This is a genomic window from Sulfitobacter sp. 1A15106 (assembly GCF_043556995.1).
Classification (GTDB): domain Bacteria; phylum Pseudomonadota; class Alphaproteobacteria; order Rhodobacterales; family Rhodobacteraceae; genus Sulfitobacter; species Sulfitobacter faviae.
Genome location: NZ_JBIFFM010000003.1, coordinates 299,128 through 321,489 on the forward strand (window position 1 = coordinate 299,128; position 22,362 = coordinate 321,489).

Genomic DNA, 22,362 nt, shown 5'->3' on the forward strand with positions numbered 1-22,362 from the left:
GTTAGAGCAGCGGGCGTTTTTGGCGGCTTTCCGGATCGGTCATCCCCTCTTTCGCCAGGGCGGCGAGATCGTTGATTTGCAGCACCCTGTCGGACCATGACAGCAACTGACGTTCTTTCAGAGCGCCGAGGGTCTTGTTGGTGTGCACCACCGAGAGGCCAAGCGCATCGGCCAGATCGCGTTGCGAATAGGGCAGCAGCATCTGGTTGTGGGTGACCATCCCGAGCGACTGGCCGCGTTCGAAAATCTTGACCATCGCCCAAGCGATGGCCTGCATCGCGCTGCGTTGGCCGATGGTGGCGAGGACTTCGCCCATGAAATGCTCTTCGATGGCGGCCAGCCAAGTAATGTCAAAAGCGCGTTCGGGGTGAGATTTGAAGAAATTCCAGAACTCACTGCGGTTGAAAACGCAGAGCCGCATATGGGTGCGGGCTTCGACGGAATGGCCCATTTCGCCCATGATGCCAGCCTGTAGCCCGATGAAATCGCCGGGGAAGACAAAGCTGATGACCTGCCGGCTACCGTTCTCCAGCGTCTTGTCGCGGATGCCCATTCCGGTGAGCGCCGTGTAAAGCTGGGGCGAGTTCGACCCTTCCATCAGGATCGGCGTGCCAGGTTCGACGGTCAACTCACCCGACTTGAACTTCTCCATGAAGCTCACTTCTTCTTTCGACATCGGCAGGAAGGCATCCTTGCGCCGAAGGGGGCAATAGCGGCATTGTGTCGTCATTAGATAAAATTTGCCTTTATATGTCTTAGTTTAATGCGCGTGTTTTGCGCACCCCCTACACCGACGACTTTGCTTACCCGGGGGAAGACCATGTCGATCTTGATCTACGAACCGGACCCATTGGTCTGTTCAGACATAAATGAAACGCTTTCTGCCGCGTTTCCGCAATCTCAAATTGAAGTATTGGAAAGCTTTGATCTTAGCGCATTGGTGGACAACGTCAACGACACGGAATTCGCGGTCCTGTCGCTGCGGCGCGAACAGTTGCATCAGCATTTGTCGGAACTGTCGAACTTGCAGGAGTGGTTTCCGATCATCTGCATCATGAACGATACACCACGGCTGGCAAAGGTAGGCGAGCGGCTGAAATTCATCACCCGCCCGTTTTCCAGCAGCAACCTGCTGGCCGCGGTTAACGGCGCGCTTTCTGACCCGCGGTTATGCCAGCCAGAAATGCCATGACCAGGTTCTTCAAGCCATCATGATCGGAGGCGGCGGAGTCTTCTTGCCGGGACGGCTGCGCCGCGGCCTCACCAGCTGACCCGGCGATGGCGAGCAAGAGAAAGCCCATACCGAAGTAAACCGCGCCGAGGATCAGCGCGGCGGTGAGCGCGGTGGTGACGGTGATGAGGTAAAGCCATGCCGCCAGCGTGAGAAACAGCAGGCCGATCAGCAGAAAAAGCACGGCCCCGGCGCTGAGCATGGCAGTGCGCAGCGCCCGTCGCAGGGAGCCGCGCAGATGTTGCATCACCGAAGACAGCATTTAGCGGCGGGCCGTCACAAGACCGACAAGAAAACCGATGCCTGCGGCAATCCCCAAAGCGGTTCCGGGCTGGGCCTTGAGGAATTCCTCGGCCTGTTGCTGAACTTCCATCGCCTTGAGACGCCCCGTATCGGCGAAATCATTCGCCGCATTGCGGGCATTGTCCCGCATCTCTTCCGACTTGGCCTTGCCATAGTCGCCCAGGGTTTCGGTCAGGGAGGCGATGTCTTTTTTGAGAAGTGCGATCTGATCCGACAGATCGTCAATCGTCACCTCTTTTGCGGCAGCGGTTGTGGTCTTGGCCATGCAAGCCTCCTGAATGTTTGGGTGATGTTAGGCGGCACGCGCTTCTAATGCAAAGGGTTCCCTGCGCGACGTTGCGCGCGGGGAACCCTGTTTTCGCGGCTCAGCTTCAGGCGTTGAGCGTTTCCGTGGAGGAAAAGAACATCGCTTGCGACACAGCCGAGACGACCTGATCCACCGAATAGGGCTTGGAAATCAGGAAGGCAGGCTCGGGCTTGTCGCCGGTCAGCAGACGTTCGGGGAAGGCCGTGATGAAGATCACCGGACGCATGCCCAACTCGTTCAGCAGGTCGTTCACCGCGTCGATGCCGGAAGAGTTGTCGGCCAGTTGAATGTCGGCGAGGATCAGGTCCGGCACATCGGCCTTGCCCAGTTTCACCGCCTCTTCACGGGTGCGGGCGATGCCGGTCACCCGGTGGCCCATCTCGGCCACGATGGATTCAATGTCCATCGCGATGATGGCTTCGTCTTCGATGATCATCACCGAACCCGAGGTGCTGTCGGCCATTTCGCGATGGGCGATCTGGATCAACTCGCCCGCTTCGGCCTCATCCACACCGATGATCTTGGCGATTTCCCCGTGAGAGAAGCCTTCGATCGTGTGCAGCAAAAGCGCTTCACGGCTGTTGTTCGTGAGGCTGGAAAGATGGCGCTGTGCTTTGGCCCGTGGGCCGCTTTCGCCCTCTTCCACCGGGGCGCCTGCGCTGGCCCAAATACCGTACAAAACTTTGAAAAGACCCGTCTTTGTATCTACTCCATCGAGCACCGAGCGATCAACCAAGATGGCTTCGAGGGCTGCCGCGGCAAAGGTGTCGCCACTGGTCTGGCTGCCTGTCATCGCCCGCGCGAACCGGCGAAGGTAGGGGATGTTGGCTCCCAGTTCATCGCTGATGCTGGTCTTTTGTGTCGCATCGTTCATCTAGTCGAATCCTTTTTACTTTTCTTGGAACCAAACACGTCGACATTGTGTTTGGTTCCAGTATGCATGCATAATTATTCAAACGAGACGACGATGCCAGAGGTGATGTTAGTGAATTCAGGAAACAAGGACGAGCGCGAGCGCGTCATCGACGACAACCTCAAACGGGTCTTCGATGAGACGCTCGAAGAAGGCATCCCTGATCGTTTCAAGGATCTGCTTCAGAAGTTGAAGGAACAGGATTCAGAAAAAGGAACGTCATAATGACCCGTCCCGATCCGCGCGACGAGCTGGTAGAACATCTGCCGGCCATGCGGGCCTTTGCCATCAGCCTGACACGCAATGGTGCCACGGCAGACGACATGGTGCAGGACACCTTGGTCAAGGCGTGGACCAACATCGAAAAGTTCCAAGAAGGCACGAATATGCGTGCTTGGCTCTTCACGATCCTGCGTAACACCTACTATTCCTCGCGCCGCAAGGCGAAGCGCGAAGTCTCGGACGTGGATGGCGTGCTGACCGATGGGCTGGCCGAAAAGCCCGCGCACGATGGCCACATGCAGATGACCGACTTCCGCAAGGCACTGGCTCTTTTGAAGGACGAACAACGCGAAGCGCTGCTTCTTGTCGGGGCCTCCGGTTTCTCTTACGAAGAGGCTGCGGAAATGTGTGGGGTCGCTGTTGGCACCATTAAAAGCCGTACCAACCGGGCGCGTGCCCGCCTTGCCGAACTGCTGGGTCACCATGACGACGAGTCGCTTGAAATGACCGATGACGCAACAATGTCTGTCCTATCCGCATCTAAAGTTTCCTCTTTCTAAATATGACATCTGGCTTCTTCAGCGGTGATCTGATGCGTGGGCTGACGATCCGTATCCTGCTGTTTCTGTCTCTCGCGCTTTTGCCCATCGGGCTGATCGCGGTTGTACAGACACGGCAGATTGCGGATCAAAGCCGCCAAAGCGCGGAGCTATCGCTGATCGCAGTCACGGAACAAGCCTCCGCGGCGGAACGCCGGGTGATCCAAGAGGCCTTTGGCGCGGCCGAAGCGCTCACCGCCATCGTGCGGCTCAGGCGAGAAGATCCCGAGGAATGCACGGCTTTCCTTAGGGAATATAAACAGGCGTCAGACATCTATTCGCTTGTGGGTTTCATCGGACTAGACGGACATATGACCTGCTCCTCCACGGGGCAGGATCATGACTTTTCGCAGGATGAGAATTTCCAGACCCTGCTGGAAAACCCGGTCCGCCGCGCGATGCCAGTGCTGCAGGGGGCGGTCAGCAACCAAGTGGTCACGCTGATCAACGCGCCGGTCTACGAAGAGCGCGAGTTGATCGGCTTCATGGCACTTAGCATCCCCGAGGATGCCATTAACGCGATCCGCGAGCCCAAGAGCAAACACAGCAGCGTCGCGATGATGACCCTCAATAAGATGGGTCATATCCTTACCACCGAAAACGGACTTGAGGTGGCCAAGACGGAATATCCCAGCGATGTCGCCCTGTCGCTGCTGACCACCAAAGAGCCCAATGTCTTTCTTTCGCAAAATTCCGACGGCCAAGAGCGCGCCTACGTGATCGTGCCGATCGTGCCCGACACGGTCTTCGCGCTTAGCGTTTGGCCCAGCAACACCCCGTTTTTGGACACTGGCGTTTCGACCCGCCTCAGCGCGCTTTTGCCCATCGTCATGTGGCTGGCGAGCCTTATCGTGGCCTTCTGGGCGCTGAACCGTCTGGCGATCAACCATATCCGCAAGCTCGGGCGGCAGATGCGGCGCTTCGCGCTGAACCGTACTCTGCCGCGTGGGACACTCGGCCCCTCGGTTCCCACCGAATTGGTCGAGATGGAGGCTGCTTTTGTCGGCATGGCGGAATCCATCTTGCGGGACGAGGCGACGTTGGAAGACAGCCTTCGGCAGAAAAACATCCTGCTGAAAGAGGTGCACCACCGGGTCAAAAACAACCTGCAACTGATCTCTTCGATCATGAACATGCAGATCCGGCAGGCCAAAAGCGAAGATGCGCGTTTCGTGCTGCGCCGGTTGCAAGACCGTATCCTCAGCCTCGCCACGGTGCATAAGAACCTTTATCAGAATGACGATCTGGTCCGCGTCAATGCCAGCGAGTTGCTGCGTGAGATTGTGGGCCAGATGCTCTCAGTCGGCTTGCCATCCGGCTCTGGCGTGAAGGTCGAACAGTCCTTCGAGCCGATCAAGATCGACGCCGACGATGCCGCGCCGCTGACCCTGCTGGTCTCTGAGGCGCTGACCAATGCGCTTAAATACGTCTCGACGGTCGAACATGGCAAAGGCTTTATTTCGCTTAAACTGATCCAAACCGGGCCAGAGCAGGCGATGCTCGAAGTGCGCAACACCATCGGCAACCCCGAAGAGGTGAAATCTGGCACCGGGCTAGGCTCGCGTCTGATCCTAGCCTTTACCCGCCAGTTGAACGGCCAGGTCGAGGTGGAAACCAACGACGACATCTACCAGATCAGGGTGAACTTCCACGTCCCGACCGACAGTAAAATGATCTACGATTACTAAGGCCCCAAAGCCCCAATGGAATCTGGCCCGAAACGTGGCGGAGCGATCACAGACTCGTCATAGGCGAAAAATTTGTCGGAACCCTTTGGCCTGCGCGCGGTTGAGCACCTGAAACGCAGTGCTAAAAAGGAACACGGAGATGACCACGGAGCTTTTTCTCGGCGGTCTGACCATCCTGACCTTAGCGGCGGTCATCATCCTTGCCCTCACCACGGGCCGAAGGGAACTTCACCCGGATGAGGACCGCACCGGGCGCGAAAAACAGCAACCGGAGGCCCAAAGGTCGAACTACCGGTCAGACTACTAAGACCTGACACCCCCTATCGACCGCCCCGAGCAGAATGCTCGGGGCGGTCGATATTTATGGGGCACCTTTTTTTAAAAACTGGGCGGGGTACAGGCGCTGACGATCTCGCAACTTTCGGACCCGGTGTTGCGGAACCGATGCGGCAGGCGGCTGTCGAACAGATATCCGTCCCCGGCATGAAGCAAGCTGACCGCGCCATCCACCGTTACTTCGATGCTCCCGCGCACCACGACCCCCGCCTCTTCGCCCTCATGGCTCAGAAACTCAGGTCCGGTATCGGCGCCGGGCTCATAGGTTTCATGCAAAACCTGAAGCGCGTGATGCGCGGCACTGCCCAGCTGACGCAGGGATACGCCGCCCTGATGACTTGGTGAAATCTCGGTCAACTCCTCCGCGCGGTAGAAGACTTTGGCGCTGTCGTCTTCTTCTAAAATCGCGAAAAATTCGGCCATGCTGATGGGAATCGCGTCCAACAGGCTTTTGAGCGACGCGACCGAGGGGCTGGTTCGGTTCTTTTCGATCAGCGATATCGTGCCATTGGTCAGCCCGGCCTTGGCCGCAAGCTCCCGTTGGGAGAGCCCGTGTTTCTTGCGGATCGCTCTGAGTTTATCGCCGACGTTCAATGGCTTGTCCTTTGTAGGCCCCCGCGCCGCCGCTACGGGGCACGGCCTTGGGTCAACCGGGGGGTCACGGGAATTGTTAGATAGAGGCTGCGATCGCGATTGACAATTATATTAAACGGAATATGGATTTTTTAAACGACACGTCACTGCCCCCTCTCTTTCGCAATAAGGTATCTGTTCCATGTCCAGCACCGTCAAGAAATCACCCCGGAAATCCGCAGCCAAAGCCAAAGCCGCGCCGCAGATCTCCGTGGTCGAAACCAACCCAGCGACCCAGCCCGACGGTCAGACCAACGCCGACCTCATCGCGCGCCGCGATGCCGCCGTACCGCGCGGCGTCGCCTCCGCCGCGCCGATCTACGCGAAATATGCCGAGAACGCCGAGCTGTGGGACGTGGAAGGCAACCGCTACATCGACTTCGTTGGTGGTATCGGCGTGCTGAACACCGGTCACCGCCACCCCAAAGTGGTCGAGGCCGCCAAGGCGCAGGAAGATCACTACACCCACACCAGCTTTCAGGTCGTGCCCTACGGGCCTTATGTCGAACTGGCCGAGAAGCTGAACGCGCTCGCCCCCGGTGACGCGCCCAAGAAGACGCTGCTGGTCACCACCGGCGCCGAAGCCGTTGAGAACGCGGTGAAAATCGCCCGCGCCGCCACCGGCCGCCCGGGCGTCATCGCCTTCACCGGCGGCTACCACGGCCGTACCCTGCTGACGCTTGGCATGACCGGCAAGGTCACGCCCTACAAGAAAGACGTCGGCCCATTCCCCGCGGATGTCTTCCGCGCGCCTTTCCCCTCTGTCCGCGACGGGATCACCGTGCAGGACGCGCTGACCGGGCTGAAGAACCTCTTCCTCACCGATGCCCAGCCCGAACGTGTCGCCGCGATCATCATCGAACCGGTGCTTGGCGAAGGCGGCTACACCCCCGTGCCTTTCGAGATGATGCAAGAGCTGCGCGCGATCTGTGACCAGCACGGCATTCTCTTGATCGCCGATGAGGTGCAGGCGGGCTTTGGCCGCACCGGCACATGGTTCGCGATCGAGCATTCCGGCGTGGTGCCAGACCTGATCACCGTGGCGAAATCCATGGCAGGTGGCTATCCGCTGGCCGGTGTCATTGGCCGCGCTGACGTGATGGACGCGATGGCCCCCGGCGGCTTGGGCGGCACCTATGGCGGCAACCCTGTGGCCTGCGCGGCGGCACTGGCAGCCATCGAGGCGATCGAAGACGAAGGTCTGCTGGCCCGCTCGACCGCGATGGGCGACACTCTCAAAGCCCGCTTTGCCGAGATTGGCGAGCGTTCCGCGCCCTTCCGGTTCTGGGACATCCGCGGCCTTGGCGCCATGGTCGCCGTTGAATTCGTGACCGACTTTGACAGCGCCACGCCCGACGCGGATTTCACCAAACGCGTCATCGCCCACGCGCTGAAGCGCGGCTTGCTGCTGCTGAGCTGTGGCATGCACGGCAACGCCGTCCGGGTCATGGTGCCGCTCACCGCATCCGACGCCATTGTCGAAGAGGGTCTCGCCATCTTTGAAGAGGCCGTCGCCGCTGCTGTCGCCGAAGAGCAGAAGTAAACCAAACGGTCACACCGGATGGATCGGGCGCGCGGGGCAACCTGCGCGCCCATTTTTATGGCGCCCCTCCGGCGGGGGCATCCTGTCCCACCTCGGCCCTTGGCATCCGCCGGGGAAGCGCGCAAACTCCGCCCGAAATCAACGCCGGAGTGACGATGCCCTTGTTAGCCCCCTGTCCCATGCGCACCCTTGCGGGGATGTTTCACGTGAAGAGCCTGCCATGAGCGCGCCAATGCGTCCTGGCCCGCGCAACCTGATCACCGATGTTGCAGGACTGAAGGTGGGCAATGCACAGGATGCGCGGTTGAAATCCGGCAGCACCGTGCTGATCGGCGACGCGCCCTTCACCGCCTCTATCCACGTCATGGGCGGCGCGCCCGGCACGCGCGAGACAGACCTGCTGGCCCCTGACAAGACCGTCGCCGCGGTCGATGCGCTGGTGCTCTCGGGCGGCTCTGCCTATGGGCTGGATGCCTGTTCGGGCGTGGTCGATGCCCTGCGCGCAAAGGGCCGCGGCTTTCGCGTGGGGGACGCGCTGATCCCGCTGGTACCCGGCGCGATCCTCTTCGATCTGCTGAACGGCGGCGATAAGGATTGGGCGCAGAACCCCTATGCCGTTCTTGGCCGCCAGGCCTTGGATGCGGCGGGCGAAGATTTTCAAATCGGCTCTGTCGGCGCGGGCACCGGCGCGCTCAGCGCAATGGTCAAAGGGGGCCTCGGCTCCGCCAGTTTGCAATTGCCAGATGGCAGCACGGTCGGCGCGCTTGTCGGGGCCAATCCGGTGGGCGCCGTCACCACCCCCGGTGACCGCTATTTCCACGCCGCCCCCTTTGAGATCGACGGAGAGTTCGGCGGGTGGGGGCCGGACCCGTCCGCCGGGCTGGGGCTGAGCTTCGAGAGCCGCAAGATGGCGGCCATGTCGGCCCGCGCCAATACCACCATCGCCATCGTCGCCACCGATGCCACGCTGACCAAGGCCGAATGCCAGCGCGTCGCCGTGGCGGCCCATGACGGCATCGCCCGCGCCGTGGTGCCTGCGCATATGCCCAATGACGGCGATCTGGTCTTCTCCCTTTCCACCGCGGCGCGGCCTGCGGGGGATGTGGCGATGATCGGCCATGCCGCGGCCCTCTGCCTGTCGCGCGCCATTGCCCGCGCCATCTATGCGGCCACCCCCGCCGATGGGGATCTTTTGCCTTGTTGGAGCACGTTGAATGCCTGATCTGCCCCTCTCCGATATTTCACTTCATTATGAGGTCGACGGGCGCGGCCCGCCGCTTTTGATGCTGGCCGGGATGCTGAGCGACAGCGCGAGTTGGGGCGCTTTGGCCCCGCTGCTTTCCGATCACTTCACCCTGATCCGGCCCGACAACCGCAGCACCGGGCGCACGACCCCTTGGGATGCCGAAACCTCTGTCGCGCAGATGGCGCGGGATGCGCTGGCGCTGATGGATCATCTGGGGCATGAGACCTTTCACGTCGTCGGCCATTCGATGGGCGGGCTAATGGCGATGGAGCTTTTTGGCCTCGCGCCGGATCACATCCGAGCGCTGAGCATCCTCGCCTCTGCCCCGGTTCGCGCCCCCCGGACCATGGCAGTCTTTGATGCGCTGCTCGCCGTGCGCCGCGCGCCGGAAGGGGAGCAGCTTTGGCTGCGCGCGCTCTACCCTTGGATTTTTGCCACCGGTTTCTTCACTGACCCCAACAATACAAACACCGCCCTCGCCGCAGCACTGGCCTATCCCCATGCGCAGAGCGCGGATGCCATGGCCCATCAACTCGAAGCGCTGCGCGGTTTCCGCCCCACGGTACGGCCCTCTGATCTGACCTGTCCGACCAAGGTGCTCCACGGGGCCGAAGATCTGCTGATCCCCCGCGCCGCCGCCGAGGAGGCTTTTGCGGAGATCCCAAGTGTGACCCAGACCACCCTGCCCGATGCGGGCCATTCGATCCATTGGGACGCCGCCGAGGCCGTTGCCCAACATCTGCGCCAATTCCACGACACCGCCGGAGACCCGAGATGACACAAGACCTTTACGGATTGGAAACCTCTACCGACCGCACGGAAACCTTGCAGGCGATCAATGACTTCATCCACGGCTTCCTGTCCTACCAACCCAAGGCCGCAGGCGTGATCGCCGCCGCCGATGCCGACCCCGATGGCCCGCTGGTCAATGCCTATGCGGCGCTCTTGTGGATGTTCCTCGAACACCCCATCGCCCCTGAGAAGGCCCGCCCCTATCTGGAGCGCGCCAAGGCAGCCCCCGGCGCCAATGCTCGCGAGCAGGAGGTCATCCGCGCAGTCGGGCACTGGATCGACGGCGATGTGCCCGCCCTCGTCGCCGCCTGTGACGCCATCACCGACCAATGGCCGCGCGATCTGGCGATGCTGAAACTGGCGCAATACCACCTGTTCACCACCGGCGATGCCGCTGGCATGTTGCGCCTCGCACTCAAATCCCTGCCCGAGGCCGAAGACATCGCCTATACCCACGGCATGATCGCCTTTGGTTATGAGCAATGTCACCTGCTCGACCGGGCCGAAGCTGCTGCCCGCCGGGCGATGGAATTGCGGCACGATGAGCCTTGGGCGCATCACGCGCTGGCCCATGTGATGCTAACGCAAGGCCGCGTCGCTGAAGGCGCGCGTTTCATGGAAAGCGTGGCCGAGACGTGGAGCGACCTGAACTCCTTCATGCGGAGCCACAAATGGTGGCATCTGGCGCTGTTCTACCTGTCGCAGGGCCGTCACGACGATGTGCGCGCCGCCTATGACCAGCATATCTGGGGGCTGGAAAAGGACTATTCCCAAGACCAAGTCGGCGCCGTGTCTCTGCTGGCGCGGATGGAATTCGCGGGTGTCGATGTGGGCGACCGTTGGGGCGATGTGGCCGACCATGTGGCGGCGCGGGGGGCGGATACCGTGAGTCCCTTCCTGACGCTGCAATACCTCTATGCCCTTTGCCGCACCGGGCGGCCCGAGGCGGCAGAGATGCTCAGCGCGATCAATGCCCGCGCGAGTGAGACTGCCGCCCATGACCACGCCGCATGGGCCGAAGTCGCACTGCCCGCGGCCCGCGGCATCGCCGCCCATGCCAAGGGGGAGTGGGCCACGGCGATCCGCGAGCTTGGCATGGCCCTGCCCCGCATGGCCGAATGTGGCGGCAGCCATGCGCAGCGTGACCTGTTCGAGCAAATCCACCTCGACGCGCTGGTGCGCGATGGCCGGGCCTCTGCCGCGCAGCAGGTGCTTGAGATGCGCCGGACCTATGACCCCGATGGCGTGCCGCTGAACCTGATGCTGGGCGAGGTCTATGAAAAGACCGGCCTGCCCGATCTGGCGGCCCAAGCCCGCGCGCGGGCCGAACGCACGCTGGCCGGGGCCTAGACCGAACCGCGCGCTTTAGGCGCGCGGGCCGACGGTGACTTCGAACTCGGAGATGCCGTCGACCCCCCCGGTGATCACATCGCCGGGCTGCACCGCCGCGACACCGGCAGGCGTGCCGGTCATGATGATGTCACCCGGCGCCAAGGTCACGGCCTGCGACAGGGTGGCGGTATGCTCCCGCACCGACCAGATCATCTGCGACAGATCGGCCTCCTGCTTCATCTCGCCGTTCACGGCAAGCCAAAGGCGGCCCTTCTCGACCGAGGGGACATCGGCCATGGGCAGGATCGGCGCGATGGGCGCGGAGTTGTCAAAGGCCTTGGACCAGTCCCACGGGCGGCCCATCTTCTTGGCCTGCGCCTGAAGATCGCGGCGGGTGAAATCAATGCCCACCGAGGCGCCCCAAATGTGATCCATCACATCCGCTTCCGCGATATTCGCGCCACCCTTGCCGATCGCGATGACAAGCTCAGCCTCGAAGTGGAAATCCTCCGTCAGCGGCGGATAGGGCACGGTGCAAGGCGTATCGAGCGTGGCATCGGCAGGTTTGGTGAAAAAGAACGGCGGGTCGCGCATGTCATTGCCCATCTCAAGCACATGCGCCTCATAGTTGCGGCCCACGCAAAAGACGCGGCGCACCGGGAAACGGTCGCTGGTGCCTTGAACGGCAAGGCTGCTTTGCTTGGGGGGATCAATCACATACATCACGGGTGTTCCTTTTGGCATAATGCCGCCAAGGAACACCCATGCTTTGTAACAGTCAATGACCCCTCGCGCTTATAAGCCTTTGAGCGGCCACTCTTTCACAGTTCGGCGCCTTTGCGGATGGCCTCTTGCACCTCGGCGATGTCCTCGACGCTCAGCCCATAGTCCGCCGCCGCCACCTCGGCGCTGATGTAGCCGCGCAGCAGGTCGCGCTTTACCTGCGCCTTGGGGCGTTCCTCGGCGGGGCCGTAGCCGGCACCGCCCGGGAAGGCCATCAGCACCTTGGCGCCATGCGGCACGAACTGCTTGCCCTTGCCGCGCATCGGCGTGCCGTCGTCGCGGGCGATGGTGGTGGGGGCACCGGGCTTGCCGCCCTGCCGCCCGCGCGCGGGATGATCGACGCGGTCGAACATCGCCTGCATGTCGAACTCATGCCCCTCGCGCGCGCGGACTTCCATATATTGCCCCAGCCCGCCGCGCTGGCGCCCCGCGCCGCCGCTGTCGGGGCGCAACTCCTTGCGCCAGATCACCACTGGACCGGCGTGTTCCGTGGCCTCCACCGGCATGGTCATCACCCCCGAGGGGAAGGCCGTGGCATTGAGCCCGTCGTGTTCGGGTCGCGCGCCCGAGCCGCCGGAGTTGAAGGTCAGCACCTCGGCCCGGCGCGCGCCCGCGGGCGCTTTCGCATCGGTGCGGGGGCGCAGGCTGACCTGGAAGTTACATAGACACCCCGCTCCCTCGGCCGGCACGAGGTTCGGCAGGATCTGATCGAGCGCGGCATAGACCGTGTCGGGCACGAAGTGACCCACGATATGCCGCAGCGCCACGGGTGCGGGGTGCACGGCGTTGACAATGGTATCCTCGGGCGCGGTGATCCGGAACGGCTCCAGCGAGGCGGCGTTGTTGGGGATTTCCGGCGCGATGGCGCATTTCAGCGCGTAGCAGGCATAGGCCTTGGTGTAGACCAGCGGGCAGTTGATGCCCTTCTTGTCGATCCCGGACGTGCCGGCGAAATCTGACAGGATGTGATCCTCCGCGATGCTCACGGTGACCTTCAGCGTGATCGGCGTGTCGAACCCGTCGATGGTCATCTCGCCTGTCGCCTGCTTGCGCGGCAGGGCGGCGATGCGTTCCAAGGTGGCGCGGCGGGAATTGTCGAGGATGAAGGCCGCGATGCCGGTGAGATCGTCGAGGTCGAATTCCTCCATCATGTCGATGAGGCGGCGGTGGCCGATCTCGTTGCAGGTGGTCAACGCGTAGATATCGCCAATCAGCTGATCCGGCTCGCGCACGTTGCCACGGATGATCCGCACCAGCGTCTCGTCGACCTTGCCCGCATCGGCGAACTTCATGATCGGCAGGTAAAGACCTTCCTCGTAGACGCTCGCCGCATCCGCGCCGAACCCCCGTCCGCCGATGTCAACGATATGCGCGGTGCAGGCGAAGAAACCCACGAGCTTGCCGCGATGAAAGGAGGGCGTGACCATGGTGATGTCATGCAGGTGGCCCGTCCCCTCCCAAGGGTCGTTGGTGATATAGACGTCACCTTCGAGGATGTTCTGCCGCCCGATGCGGCGGATGAAATGCGCCACCGCGTCGGCCATGGCGTTGACGTGGCCGGGCGTGCCCGTGACCGCTTGCGCAAGCATCCGGCCGTCGGTGTCATAGACGCCCGCCGAGAGGTCGCCGGCCTCTCGCACCGAGGTCGAAAAGGCAGTGCGCACCAGTGCTTGGGCCTGTTCCTCGACCACCGAGATGAGGCGGTTCCACATGACCTGATAGGCGACGTTAGAATGTGTCTGTGCCATGGGCTTACCCTTTCACGGTGATGTCGATGCAGCCGTCCGGCTGGCAGATCGCCCGGCGCGAGGCGGGAAGGATGATCGTCGTCTCATCCTCGGTGATGGCCGCAGGGCCCTGGGCGGTCTGGCCGGGGGCCATCTGAGCGCGCAGCACCACGTCGGCCTCGCGGTACTCGGCCAGCGCAGGGTCGAAAATGCGCCGGGTTAGAGCCACATCTGCCGCGCTCCCCGGCATCTCTTCCGCGACGCGCGCCACCTCTTCTGGCGGGGTGGTGGCATTGACCGACCAGACCGTGATCTCGATGTCCAACCCTTCGACAGTGCGGCCGAAAAGCTTGGCGTAATCCGCCTCAAAGAGCGCCTCGAAACGCGCGGCATCGGGGTTCATGGCATCGGCTTCGTCCAGCACGATGGGAATCTCCCAGCCCTGCCCGCTGTAGCGCATGTAGACCTTGTATTCCGACAGGATCTCGGCCCCGGCGTCGCAGTTGCGCACGAAACCGGTGGCCTCCTCGCGCAGCTCCGCCAGCAGCGTCTTGATGCGACCCGCGTCGAAGTCCGACAGCTTCATGTAGACCGAGCGGTTGGCCTCGAAGCTGAAAGGCGCGCGCAGGAACCCGATGGCCGAGCCGACCCCGGCCCCGGGCGGCACAAGCAGGCGCTCCACCCCCAGCTTCTCACACAGCCGCCCCGCGTGCAGCGGGGCCGCGCCGCCGAAGGCGATCATCGTATAGTCGCTGAGGTCCTCGCCGTTCTCCACCGCATGGACCCGCGCGGCATTGGCCATGTTCTCATCCACCACCTCAGCCAGACCGAAGGCGGCGGTCGCGGCGTCCATGTCCAGCTCCTGCCCGATGACTTGGCTCAGCGCCGTCTCGGAGTTGCCAGTCTCGAGCCGGATCGAGCCGCCGGCGAAATTCTCAGGGTCAAGCTTGCCTAGCACCAGATCGGCATCGGTCACCGCAGGCTTCTCCCCGCCGCGGTCGTAACAGGCCGGCCCCGGCTCGGATCCCGCGCTTTCCGGCCCCACGCGGATCTGCCGCATGGCGTCCACATGGGCGAGGCTGCCGCCGCCCGCGCCGATCTCCACCATGTCGATCACCGGGATCGAGATCGGCATGCCGGAGCCTTTTTTGAATCGATAGGTCCGCGCCACCTCGAAGACCCGGCTGGTCTTGGGCGTCTGGTTCTTGATCAGGCAGATCTTGGCCGTGGTGCCGCCCATGTCGAAGCTCAGCACCTTGTCGAGCCCGTAGCGCGCGGCAATATTGGCGGCAAAGACCGCCCCGCCTGCCGGGCCCGACTCCACCAGCCGCACCGGGAATTCGGCGGCGCTTTCGATCGAGATGATGCCGCCGCCCGAATGCATCAGGAAGATGTTGCAGGAGACGCCCTCCTCCTGCAGGCGCCCTTCGAGCCGTCCGAGGTAACTCTTCATCAGCGGCTTGATATAGGCATTGGCAACCACGGTGTTGAAGCGCTCATATTCGCGCATCTGCGGCGAGACCTCGGAGGAGATCGAGACCATGACGCCCGGCAGCTTCTCTTCCAACACCTCGCGGACCATGCGCTCATGCGCGTCGTTCAGATAGGAATGGATCAGCCCGACCGCGACGCTTTCATAACCCGCGTCGGCGATGCGGTCCGCCAGCGCCTCGACCTCGGCGCGGTCGAGCGGGTGCAGAACCGCCCCCGTGGCATCGACACGCTCTTCCACCGTGTAGCGCATCTGGCGCGGCAGCAGCGGTTCGGGAAGGTTGAGGTTCAGATCATACTGCTCGAACCGGCTTTCGGTGCGCATTTCGATCACGTCACGGAAGCCTTGGGTGGTGATCAGCGCGGTCTTGGCCCCGCGCCGTTCGATCAGCGCGTTGGTTGCCAGCGTGGTGCCGTGGATGATCTGCGTGAGATCGGCGGGCGTGATCCCGGCCTTGGTGCAGACCTGATGCATCCCGTCGATGATCGCGTTCTCGGGCGCGGCATAGGTGGTCAGCACCTTGGTCGAGAAACTCTCGCCGCCCTTTTCGAGCACCACGTCGGTGAAGGTGCCGCCGATGTCTACGCCCAGTCGGATGGTTGATGCCATGTCTCACTCCTGTTTGGGCGCAGGATAGAGGTGGGCACAGTATCGGTGCAAATTATTATATTCTATGGGTGTGAAAGGTTTTTTCGATCCTCGACATCGAAGCTTCGGGCGCATTCGCGGGCCAGTTCAGCGGCGCGGGCGACATAGGCGGGCGTGCGATCCGCGTGATAACGCGCGGCGACTTGCAGCGGGCGCGGGTGCCACGCGGCGGGTAGAATCCGCAGTGCCCCATCGGCCAGCGCGGCTGCCACCATCACACGTGGCATCACGGCCACGCCCATCCCGTCGAGCACCATGTTCATCGCCGCCGACAGGCTGCTGGAGGGCACCAAACGGGCCTTGGGGGCGGTCGTGCCGTCGAAATGGCCGATCAGATCGGAATGGGCCTGCGTATGCCGCGCATGGCCTAGCACCGGATGGCGCAGCATGGCGGCGAAGTCGGGCGCGGGGCCGATCTGGGCGGCCAATTCCGGCGCGGCGACCCAGATGTAGTCATAGGTCGCAAGGTCCAGCTGCCCGCTTGCCGGGGTCGAGAAGGGGGCGGTTTGCAGGGTCAGGTCGAGCGCATGAGCGGCAAGCTCCTGATCCAGATCGCGCGAGAGATCGACGGTAAGTTCGACAGTGAGATTGGGATAGGCATCGGCCAGCGCGCGCAGAAAGGGGCGCAGCCATGTGCTCGCGACCACTTCGGTCACCCCAAGGCGGAGGCTGTCGTCGATCAGATCGGGCCGCGCGGCGGTCTCGACCAGTGCTTCGGCTTCGCGCAGCACGCGGCGGGCTTGGGTCAGCAGGGCGCTGCCCTTTTCGGTGAGCCGGATCGACCCAGCATCGCGCTGCATCAGGGTGACGCCCAAGGTTGCCTCCAGCCCGGAAATCCGGGCCGAGATATTGGGCTGTGTCGTGTTCAGATGCGCGGCGGCGCGGCGGAAACTGCCAAGGTCTGCGACCCAGATCAGCGCTTCAAGCTGTTTCAGCGTGAAGAGATTGCCGATCATTCGCGCCAGTCAAAGAAACCCGGTCCGGCCTCGGCCAGAAGCTTGCGGGCCATCGCCTCACCCGCCGCGGCGCCGTCGGAAATGGCGCAGGTAACGTCATCGCCGATGGCATCGGACCCGTCGGGGCGCAGCACCTGCCCGCGCAGGCGCATCTCGCTGCCGTTGAGTTCGGCCAGACCGGCGATGGGCGTCTCGCAAGACCCATCGAGCGTGGCGAGGAACGCGCGTTCGGCGGCAAGCTGTTCGCCAGTCTTGCGGTCATGGATCGCCGAGAGCATCTCGGCGGCGCGGCTGTCATCCTCCCGCCGCTCAACCCCGATGGCCCCCTGCGCGATGGCGGGCAGCATGTCGTCGGGGTGCACGGCAGCCTGTGGCACGTCGTCCATTTGCAAGCGGTTCAGCCCGGCCATGGCGAGGAAGGTCGCTTCGGCCACACCGTCATCGAGTTTTTTCAAACGAGTCTGCAAGTTGCCACGAAACTCGACCACTTCCAGATCAGGCCGCCGCAGTTTCACTTGCGCCCGGCGGCGCAGGCTGGAGGTGCCCACCACCGCGCCTTCGGGCAACTCGGCGATGGATTTCAGATGCGGCGAGATGAAAGCGTCGCGGCAATCCTCGCGCGGCAGATAGGTGTCGATCAGCAGGCCTTGGGGTTGCAGCGTCGGCATGTCCTTCATCGAATGCACCGCGATGTCGATGGAGCCGTCGAGCAGCGCGGCCTCGATCTCGCGGGTGAACAGACCCTTGCCGCCGATCTCTTTCAGCGGGCGGTCGATGATCTTGTCGCCCGTGGTCTTGATCACGACGATGGTGAAAGCCTCGAACGGGAGATCGAAGGCGGCGGCGAGCCGGTCGCGCACCTCATTCGCCTGCGCGAGCGCCAAAAGCGATCCGCGTGTGCCGATGTTGAGAGGCCGGGCCGGGGTGGGAAGCTGATACGTCATGACGCATCCCTACCCCCGTCGACATGAACTGACAACTGCTGTACCTGCGCTACCTACGGGTTTGCCACAAATAGGAACGCCATAATGACTGCGAACAAGACCATCCTGCGCGCCCTTGCGGGCGAAACCCTGCCGACGCCGCCGATCTGGATGATGCGGCAAGCCGGGCGCTACCTGCCCGAGTACCGCGCGACCCGGGCCGAGGCAGGCGATTTCCTGTCGCTGTGCTACAACCCGGAACTGGCCGCCGAGGTGACGTTGCAACCGATCCGCCGCTATGGTTTCGACGCTTCGATCCTTTTCGCCGACATCCTGCTGGTGCCGCAGGCGCTTGGCGCCGATCTGTGGTTCGTCACTGGTGAGGGGCCGCGTCTGTCGACGATCACCACCAAGGCCGAGATGGAAGCGCTGAAACCAGCGGACGCCATTCACGACCACCTCGCCCCGATTTACGAGACCGTGCGCATCCTGTCGCGCGAACTGCCCGAAGAGACGACGCTCATCGGTTTCGCAGGCGCGCCTTGGACGGTGGCGACCTATATGATCGCGGGCAAGAGCACGCCGGATCAGGGGCCAGCCCATGCGCTAAAGGACGAGAACCCCGAGGTGTTCGATGCGCTGATGGAGCGGATCACGCTGGCGACGATCGAATACCTCGACATGCAGATCAAGGCGGGAGCCGAGGTGGTAAAGCTCTTCGACAGCTGGGCCGGATCGCTGGAAGGCACGGATTTCGACCGCTATTCGACAGAGCCGCTGCGCCAGATCATCAGCGCGTTGAAGGCGCGTCATCCGGGCGTGCCCGTGATCGCCTTTCCGCGTGGAGCCGGGGCGCGCTTCGCCAATCTACATGCCGCCACCGGGGCGGACTGTATCGCCGTCGACGACGGCGTGAGTGCAGAGTGGGTGGCCGAACATGTGCAGCCGCATGGCTGTGTGCAGGGCAACCTGAAGTCCTCGCATATGGTGACAGGTGGGGATGCGCTGGTGCAGGAGACCCGGGCGATTTGCGATGCGCTGTCGAAGGGGCCGCATATCTTTAATCTGGGGCATGGGATCACGCCGGATGCGGATCCGGAGAATGTGCAGTTGATGATTGATACGGTGCGCGGGACGCGGGGCTGAACACCCGCGCTAAGAGATGAGGGCCATCGCCTGCCCGCGGGTTGGCGATGTCACGTTGGTTCATACCACTTTATGGTTCAACCATGATGTGTGTCCGACACGGGGCGCCCAGACTAACCAAATCGCCTACCCGTCCGGGCGGGCAGGCGATGGCCCGGCGCCTGCGGCTTGATTCCGGGCCAAGGTGGTAACCGTCACCGCTCGGTCTCGCCGAGACTTGGTTCCGGGACTAAGTTCTGCTTACACCCACTTCGCCATCGGCGGCAGGCTCATCAGAACCGCATCCGGATCATGCCCCGTCTCCAGACCAAACTTCGTCCCCCGGTCATAGACAAGGTTATACTCAGCATAGATCCCCCGGTGGCGCAGTTGCACGTCCTTGTCGTCCATGTCCCACGGCATCTCGCGCCGTTTGTCGACCACGGGCACATAGGCGGGCAGGAACGCGCGACCCACATCCTGTGTCAGCGCGAAATCCGCCTCCCAGTCGCCGCTGTTGCGGTCATCGTAAAAGATGCCACCCACACCCCGCGCGCGTTTGCGATGGGGGATGTAGAAATACTCATCCGCCCAAGCCTTCAACTCATCATAGAGCGTGGCCCCATGCGGGTCGCAGGCGGCCTTCATCTCGGCATGGAAATGGTCGGTGTCCTCGTCATACTCGATACAAGGGTTCAAATCCGCACCGCCGCCGAACCACCATGCATGGGGGGTCCAGAACATGCGGGTGTTCATATGCACCGCCGGCACATGTGGGTTTTGCATATGCGCAACTAGGCTAATCCCAGAGGCCCAGAAACGCGGATCTTCGGCCATGCCGGGCACCCCCTTGCGCGCGGCCATGGCGGCCTGCGCCCGCTCGCCCAACTCGCCGTAGACGGTGGAGATATTCACGCCCACCTTCTCGAACACACGGCCCCCGCGCATGACGGACATCTCACCGCCACCAGCGTCCGACCCATCGGGGGCAGTGCGGGTGGTGTTGCTGACCACGAAACGCCCGGCCTCTTCCTCGCCCACATGACGCGCTTCGATGTCGTGAAACGCCTGAACGATGTCATCGCGAAGCTTGCGGAACCAATCCGCCGCGCGTGTCTTTTGGTCTTGCATGTCGTCGGTCATCTCTGGCCCGCCTTTCTGTTATTCCATCGCCCCGCCGCCGAGGATCAGACCTTCGTGTTCGGCCATGTAAATCCGCAGCCAAGGCGTATATGCATCGGGGTGCTGCGCGAGGTCGGCATGTAGATCGCCAAGGGTGAACCAGCGGGTCGCCATCACCTCGTCAGGGTTTGCCGTGACCGAGAGGTCCGGCGCGGCATGGGCGAGATAGACCTCGATCACCTCATGTTCGATCAGCCCGCCGCCGACATCGGCGCGGTATTCGACCCGGCCCCGGTGCTGCAAGGCCAGCCCGGTGATCCCCAACTCTTCGTCCAAACGCCGCGCGGCGCAGTCCTCGGGCGGCTCATCCCAATGCGGGTGTGTGCAGCAGGTGTTCGCCCAGAGACCGGGGGTGTGATATTTGCCAAGCGCGCGCTGCTGCATCAGCAGCTTGCCGTCGGAGATGACAAAGACCGAAACCGCCATATGCCGCAAACCGCGTTCATGCGCGGCGAGCTTTTCGACCGGTTGCAGGGTGCCGTCGACCCAGGCGGGGACCATGATCTCCATCAGATGCGGCTTACCGTTGTGTTCATCTCACCCTCGGCACAGAAGAAATTCACCGGCAATTATCGAGGGATTTCCCCCTAGTCTCAACCGCTAACCGGCCCGCCCTGCGCCCGTGCTACCTTTTGGCGCAGTGAACATCCTTTACCCCTTCGCCCCAAACGCTAGTTTCAAGTCAGACTGACAAAGGAACTCACAATGAACATGCGTATCGCGTCGATCTTCGCCATCTGCCTTGGGGCCACGCCCCTTTGGGCGGAAAGCCATGCCTCCGGTGACGCCGAAGCCGGGGAAAAGGTCTTTCGTAAATGCAAAAGCTGTCACATGATCTCGGATGATGAGGGCAACGATATCCAAAAAGGGGGCCGTACGGGGCCGAACCTTTATGGGATCTACAACCGCGTGGCGGGTTCCGTCGAAGACTACCGCTATGGCGATTCCATCGTGGCTGCGGGCGAAGCCGGTCTGACATGGGACGAAGAGAGTTTCACAGGCTACGTCGCCGACCCCAAGGGGTTTTTGGCCGAGTATCTTGATACGAAACGGGCCAAGTCGAAAATGTCTTACCGTCTGAGAGACGAAGAAGACGCGAAAGACGTTTGGGCCTATCTGGTCTCCGTCGGGCCGGAGGTAACCGAAACCGAAGCGGCGGCAGAGGCAACCGAGTAATTCGCGCATTCAGCGCAATGCGAAAGGGGGGCCATCTGGCCCCCCTTTTTGTTTCAGATCAGAAGCAGTCGCGCAGCAGCTGCGTGACGTTTTCTTTGGTAAGCTCAATGGGGTTGCCGCCGCAGCTCGGGTCTTGCAGGGCCGAGGCCACCAGCGCGTCGATATCCGGGTCGGTGACGCCAAGGGCGGTCAGATCGGCGGGGATGTTCAACTCTTCGTTCAGCTTGCCGACGAAATCATAGAACCCGTCAAAACCGCCGACGATATCGAGATAGGCCGCCGCTTTGGCCAGACGCTCCTCAATCGCGGGGCGGTTCATGCGCAGCACCGGCTGCATGACCACCGCGTTGGTGGTGCCGTGGTGCGTGTGATGCACCGCGCCGATCGGGTGGCTGATGGCATGGATCGCGCCCAGACCCTTTTGGAACGCCGTAGCGCCCATGGCGGCGGCGGACATCATATGGCCGCGGGCCTCAAGATCACTGCCATCGGCATAGGCGCGGGGCAGGTATTCCTTGACCAGACGCATCCCTTCCAGCGCCATGCCTTGGCTCATCGGGTGGTAATGCGGCGAGCAGAAGGCCTCCAGACAATGGGCGAAGGCGTCCATCCCGGTGCCTGCGGTGATCATCGGCGGCATGCCGACGGTCAGTTCTGGGTCGCAGATCACGACAGCGGGGAGCATCTTGGGGTGGAAGATGATCTTTTTCTCATGGGTCTGGGAATTGGTGATGACGCTGGCGCGCCCCACTTCCGAGCCGGTTCCGGCAGTGGTCGGCACGGCCACGATGGGCGCGATGCCATCCGCATCGGCGCGGGTCCACCAATCGCCGATATCCTCGAAATCCCACAGGGGGCGGGTTTGGCCCGCCATGAAGGCGATGACCTTGCCCAGATCGAGACCGGAGCCACCGCCAAAGGCGATCACGCCGTCATGGCCGCCGTCGCGATAGACCTTGATGCCCGCCTCGGCGTTCATTTCGGTCGGGTTCGGGTCAACGTCCGAAAACACCGCGCGGCCCAGACCTTCGGCCTCCATCAGATCCAGCGTGGACTGGGTGATCGGCAGATAGGCCAGCCCCTTGTCGGTGACCAACAGAGGCTTTTTGATACCTGCGGCGGCGCAAGCCTCGGCAATCTCTTTAATCCGGCCTGCGCCGAAACGGATGGCGGTGGGGTAAGACCAATTGGCAGTCAGGGACATG

General features: G+C 62.7%; 24 protein-coding genes. 11 read left to right on the forward strand and 13 right to left on the reverse strand.

What is annotated here, in order from left to right:
• Position 1 precedes the first annotated feature (1 nt).
• Entirely contained in the window at positions 2-730 is a 729-nt protein-coding gene (locus ACGYKA_RS06390; RefSeq protein ID WP_168612601.1) for a Crp/Fnr family transcriptional regulator, read from the reverse strand.
• A 90-nt stretch (positions 731-820) separates the two neighbouring features.
• On the opposite strand from ACGYKA_RS06390, the gene ACGYKA_RS06395 reads away from it, so the two are divergent.
• Entirely contained in the window at positions 821-1,192 is a 372-nt protein-coding gene (locus tag ACGYKA_RS06395; RefSeq protein WP_394408136.1) for a hypothetical protein, read from the forward strand.
• Here the strand turns inward: ACGYKA_RS06395 and ACGYKA_RS06400 are convergent.
• The 3 genes from ACGYKA_RS06400 to ACGYKA_RS06410 all read right to left on the reverse strand — a co-directional run bounded on the left by ACGYKA_RS06400 (position 1,143) and on the right by ACGYKA_RS06410 (position 2,715).
• Positions 1,143-1,493, reverse strand: coding sequence for a phage holin family protein (locus tag ACGYKA_RS06400; protein WP_394417441.1), 351 nt, complete (start codon positions 1,491-1,493; stop codon positions 1,143-1,145). The genes ACGYKA_RS06395 and ACGYKA_RS06400 overlap by 50 nt on opposite strands.
• On the reverse strand, positions 1,494-1,799 hold the full coding sequence (locus tag ACGYKA_RS06405; RefSeq protein WP_067264153.1) for a YqjD family protein: 306 nt from the start codon (positions 1,797-1,799) through the stop codon (positions 1,494-1,496).
• Positions 1,800-1,905: 106 nt separating this feature from the next.
• Complete coding sequence (locus tag ACGYKA_RS06410) at positions 1,906-2,715, reverse strand: response regulator (RefSeq protein ID WP_067264155.1); 810 nt, start codon at positions 2,713-2,715, stop codon at positions 1,906-1,908.
• A 93-nt stretch (positions 2,716-2,808) separates the two neighbouring features.
• Here ACGYKA_RS06410 and ACGYKA_RS06415 point away from each other — a divergent pair, with 93 nt between their 5' ends.
• From ACGYKA_RS06415 to ACGYKA_RS06430, 4 genes are all read left to right on the forward strand, one after another.
• On the forward strand, positions 2,809-2,979 hold the full coding sequence (locus ACGYKA_RS06415; protein WP_197470876.1) for a NepR family anti-sigma factor: 171 nt from the start codon (positions 2,809-2,811) through the stop codon (positions 2,977-2,979).
• On the forward strand, positions 2,979-3,536 hold the full coding sequence (locus ACGYKA_RS06420) for an RNA polymerase sigma factor (protein WP_067264157.1): 558 nt from the start codon (positions 2,979-2,981) through the stop codon (positions 3,534-3,536). The genes ACGYKA_RS06415 and ACGYKA_RS06420 overlap by 1 nt, the downstream gene beginning before the upstream one ends.
• A 2-nt stretch (positions 3,537-3,538) precedes the next feature.
• Complete coding sequence (locus ACGYKA_RS06425; RefSeq protein ID WP_394408130.1) at positions 3,539-5,263, forward strand: sensor histidine kinase; 1,725 nt, start codon at positions 3,539-3,541, stop codon at positions 5,261-5,263.
• Between the two features lie 139 nt (positions 5,264-5,402).
• The gene (locus ACGYKA_RS06430; protein ID WP_209216953.1) at positions 5,403-5,570 is read left to right on the forward strand and encodes a hypothetical protein; all 168 of its coding nucleotides are present in this window, start codon (positions 5,403-5,405) and stop codon (positions 5,568-5,570) included.
• Between the two features lie 71 nt (positions 5,571-5,641).
• Here the strand turns inward: ACGYKA_RS06430 and ACGYKA_RS06435 are convergent, their stop codons facing one another.
• On the reverse strand, positions 5,642-6,193 hold the full coding sequence (locus ACGYKA_RS06435; protein WP_209216952.1) for a cupin domain-containing protein: 552 nt from the start codon (positions 6,191-6,193) through the stop codon (positions 5,642-5,644).
• 181 nt (positions 6,194-6,374) lie between these two features.
• Here ACGYKA_RS06435 and gabT point away from each other — a divergent pair, with 181 nt between their 5' ends.
• From gabT to ACGYKA_RS06455, 4 genes are all read left to right on the forward strand, one after another.
• Complete coding sequence (gabT, locus tag ACGYKA_RS06440; RefSeq protein ID WP_394408126.1) at positions 6,375-7,775, forward strand: 4-aminobutyrate--2-oxoglutarate transaminase; 1,401 nt, start codon at positions 6,375-6,377, stop codon at positions 7,773-7,775.
• Between the two features lie 232 nt (positions 7,776-8,007).
• Positions 8,008-8,997: a P1 family peptidase gene (locus ACGYKA_RS06445; RefSeq protein ID WP_394408785.1), complete on the forward strand. Its 990-nt coding sequence runs from the start codon at positions 8,008-8,010 to the stop codon at positions 8,995-8,997.
• Complete coding sequence (locus tag ACGYKA_RS06450; RefSeq protein ID WP_394408123.1) at positions 8,990-9,799, forward strand: alpha/beta fold hydrolase; 810 nt, start codon at positions 8,990-8,992, stop codon at positions 9,797-9,799. Before ACGYKA_RS06445 ends, ACGYKA_RS06450 begins: the two co-directional genes overlap by 8 nt.
• Positions 9,796-11,163, forward strand: a complete 1,368-nt coding sequence (locus ACGYKA_RS06455) for a tetratricopeptide repeat protein (RefSeq protein ID WP_394438266.1) — start codon at positions 9,796-9,798, stop codon at positions 11,161-11,163. The genes ACGYKA_RS06450 and ACGYKA_RS06455 overlap by 4 nt, the downstream gene beginning before the upstream one ends.
• 15 nt (positions 11,164-11,178) lie before the next feature.
• Here ACGYKA_RS06455 and ACGYKA_RS06460 read toward each other — a convergent pair whose 3' ends face one another.
• The 5 genes from ACGYKA_RS06460 to hemC form a co-directional block, all read right to left on the reverse strand.
• The gene (locus tag ACGYKA_RS06460) at positions 11,179-11,868 is read right to left on the reverse strand and encodes a fumarylacetoacetate hydrolase family protein (RefSeq protein WP_067262780.1); all 690 of its coding nucleotides are present in this window, start codon (positions 11,866-11,868) and stop codon (positions 11,179-11,181) included.
• 98 nt (positions 11,869-11,966) lie between these two features.
• Positions 11,967-13,676: a hydantoinase B/oxoprolinase family protein gene (locus ACGYKA_RS06465; RefSeq protein ID WP_394408117.1), complete on the reverse strand. Its 1,710-nt coding sequence runs from the start codon at positions 13,674-13,676 to the stop codon at positions 11,967-11,969.
• Between the two features lie 4 nt (positions 13,677-13,680).
• A complete protein-coding gene (locus ACGYKA_RS06470) occupies positions 13,681-15,756 on the reverse strand; it encodes a hydantoinase/oxoprolinase family protein (protein ID WP_394408114.1) in 2,076 nt (691 codons plus the stop codon).
• 62 nt (positions 15,757-15,818) lie between these two features.
• Positions 15,819-16,751, reverse strand: coding sequence for a LysR family transcriptional regulator (locus ACGYKA_RS06475; RefSeq protein WP_394408111.1), 933 nt, complete (start codon positions 16,749-16,751; stop codon positions 15,819-15,821).
• Positions 16,748-17,695, reverse strand: a complete 948-nt coding sequence (hemC, locus tag ACGYKA_RS06480; RefSeq protein WP_271688676.1) for a hydroxymethylbilane synthase — start codon at positions 17,693-17,695, stop codon at positions 16,748-16,750. Before hemC ends, ACGYKA_RS06475 begins: the two co-directional genes overlap by 4 nt.
• Before the next feature lie 84 nt (positions 17,696-17,779).
• On the opposite strand from hemC, the gene hemE reads away from it, so the two are divergent.
• Entirely contained in the window at positions 17,780-18,820 is a 1,041-nt protein-coding gene (hemE, locus tag ACGYKA_RS06485) for a uroporphyrinogen decarboxylase (RefSeq protein WP_394408108.1), read from the forward strand.
• 240 nt (positions 18,821-19,060) lie between these two features.
• Here hemE and hemF read toward each other — a convergent pair whose 3' ends face one another.
• Together hemF and idi are read right to left on the reverse strand one after the other, a co-directional pair.
• A complete protein-coding gene (gene hemF / locus ACGYKA_RS06490) occupies positions 19,061-19,942 on the reverse strand; it encodes an oxygen-dependent coproporphyrinogen oxidase (protein WP_394408105.1) in 882 nt (293 codons plus the stop codon).
• A gap of 18 nt (positions 19,943-19,960) precedes the next feature.
• Complete coding sequence (gene idi, locus ACGYKA_RS06495; RefSeq protein WP_394438271.1) at positions 19,961-20,491, reverse strand: isopentenyl-diphosphate Delta-isomerase; 531 nt, start codon at positions 20,489-20,491, stop codon at positions 19,961-19,963.
• 195 nt (positions 20,492-20,686) lie between these two features.
• Between idi and ACGYKA_RS06500 the strand changes: the two genes are divergently transcribed.
• On the forward strand, positions 20,687-21,157 hold the full coding sequence (locus tag ACGYKA_RS06500) for a c-type cytochrome (protein ID WP_394408100.1): 471 nt from the start codon (positions 20,687-20,689) through the stop codon (positions 21,155-21,157).
• 58 nt (positions 21,158-21,215) lie between these two features.
• Here the strand turns inward: ACGYKA_RS06500 and ACGYKA_RS06505 are convergent, their stop codons facing one another.
• On the reverse strand, positions 21,216-22,361 hold the full coding sequence (locus ACGYKA_RS06505) for an iron-containing alcohol dehydrogenase (protein WP_394408097.1): 1,146 nt from the start codon (positions 22,359-22,361) through the stop codon (positions 21,216-21,218).
• Between the last annotated feature and the right edge of the window lies 1 nt (position 22,362).